Annotated in this window: 2 protein-coding genes; both read left to right on the forward strand. The window is 34.1% G+C overall.

Going from position 1 to position 1,964, the window contains the following annotated elements; genetic code table 11:
* Positions 1 to 498 precede the first annotated feature (498 nt).
* Positions 499 to 1,185: an HAD family hydrolase gene (locus DET59_RS21285; RefSeq protein ID WP_258549763.1), complete on the forward strand. Its 687-nt coding sequence runs from the start codon at positions 499 to 501 to the stop codon at positions 1,183 to 1,185.
* Between the two features lie 215 nt (positions 1,186 to 1,400).
* Entirely contained in the window at positions 1,401 to 1,808 is a 408-nt protein-coding gene (locus DET59_RS21290) for an NUDIX hydrolase (protein ID WP_113971586.1), read from the forward strand.
* Positions 1,809 to 1,964: the final 156 nt, after the last annotated feature.

The raw sequence follows: 1,964 nt of genomic DNA on the forward strand, positions 1-1,964 counted from the left end.
TTATCCAGTTATTGAGGTGTATCCACTATTGTGTATTAAAGAAACTTTGAGAATAAGCGAGTATTTCAAAGAAAAATTAACTTTATTGAGGGAGGGTTACAATTATTAGATGTTTTTTCGGGTTCGGATTATTACTTCAAAGTTTCAAACGGGGATGAACTATATTCTGTAACTGCTGTTTATATAACTAGAGAAGTAAAAGGGAAGTTAGAAATTGATAAAAGAGAATCCTTAGATATTCAATATTTTAATCTTAATGAATTGCCAGAGGCTTTAACCGACGAATATCGAACCTATATAAACTCGTACATAAAAAAGATTCCAAATGAGTCAATATTCAGCTAACGGTAGTTTGTTTGCTAAACAAGCAGCCCGACCTTTGTTCAAGAAATGGGCACGTTTGCTAGAAGAATTGCGATAAAAGAGCAAGCATTACATCTCAAATAAAGGTGGTTTTTATATGTCAATACCAAGACATTCTCTTTCAGTGAGGTATGTATGAATAAACATAGTTTGTTATTATTCGATTTAGACAACACTCTTCTTAATTCTTCCTGGTTTAATGAGGGACTCATAAAAACTATAAAGAATCATCCTAAAACTAAAAATCTTGACGAAGTAACATTTGTTGAAAGAATGCTTAATGTTCCACAGTCGTTACTGGACAAATTTATAAGTCGAGAAATAACACCTTTGGAATTTAGACGGGCAAGATGGAACCAATCATTTGCCCATTTTAGTGTTTTGACTCATTCAGAATTACTAGATGAGATTGATGAACTTTTCTTTAAAAACAGTTTGAAATTTATTGCTGTGAATACTAAAATAACAGATTTTTTAGCTGAATTGAAAGTAGACTATCAACTTGGGATAGTTACAAATGGACTATACGATGCTCGTTTAAAGATTAAGGAAATGCAGTTATCTAACGTATTTCCCGATGAAACCATCTTTGATGCAGAGCAGATAGGCTTTAGGAAACCTGACCCAGAGATTTATTTGCACGCATTAGAGTATTTTGGCAAAAAACCAAAGGAAGCTCTCTTTATTGGAGATTCTTGGTCGCATGATGTTGCTGGACCAATGGAAGTTGGTATTGATGCTATCTGGGTAAATGAAAATAGAGGTATTGCAAAGCATCTAACCATAATCCCTTTGCAATTGTCTCTAATGTACTTGAAATAAAACCAATTTTATTACAAAGTTAAATTAACAACAGAGTATTTTTGCGTATTTTACTTATTCAAACAAGAGGCCTTATCCGAAATAGGGTAAGCTTCTTTTTTTGTTTGAAATTTTCTTGAGTATGCAACGAAATTTTGAAATAATTGGTATTAATGGCAGGTTTGTTGAAGAATTGCGATAAAAGAGCATACATCTCAAATAAAGGGGGTTTTTATATGACTATGCCAAGACATTCACTCTCTGCGGGTGCTGTGGTTCTTAATGATGAAGGGAAAATCTTGCTTATTAAAGGTCCACGAAGAGGCTGGGAATTTCCTGGAGGTGTAATAGAATTAGGAGAAACCATAGAAGACGGAATAACAAGAGAAGTGAAAGAAGAATCGGGAATTGATATTGATGTAATAAGATTTTGTGGTATTTATCAAAATATTCAGGCTAATGTTTGTGCTACTTGTTGGCTTGCAAAAGCGACAGGCGGTAAACCGCAGACAAGTAGTGAAAGTTTAGAGGTTGGATTTTTCACTTTAGAAGAAGTATTAAATATGGTTACTTGGTCAAATTTCAGAGAAAGAATTGTTAAGATACTAAATGAAGAAGAACAGCCCTTTTATGTTCCATTTTAATAATCTTATTCAGCGAAGGGGGGCATATGCTGAATAAGATGCCGCCCTTTGTTCAAGTAAAGGGCAGCATTCCTGTTATGAAGAAAAATAGAGTTTGAACAAAAAAAGAACCTCTTGGTATGATAAGAGTGTCCTGAGCCGGCAAGCAAAACGGAC

It is taken from the genome of Rossellomorea aquimaris (assembly GCF_003315075.1).
In the GTDB taxonomy this organism is placed as follows: domain Bacteria; phylum Bacillota; class Bacilli; order Bacillales; family Bacillaceae_B; genus Rossellomorea; species Rossellomorea aquimaris_C.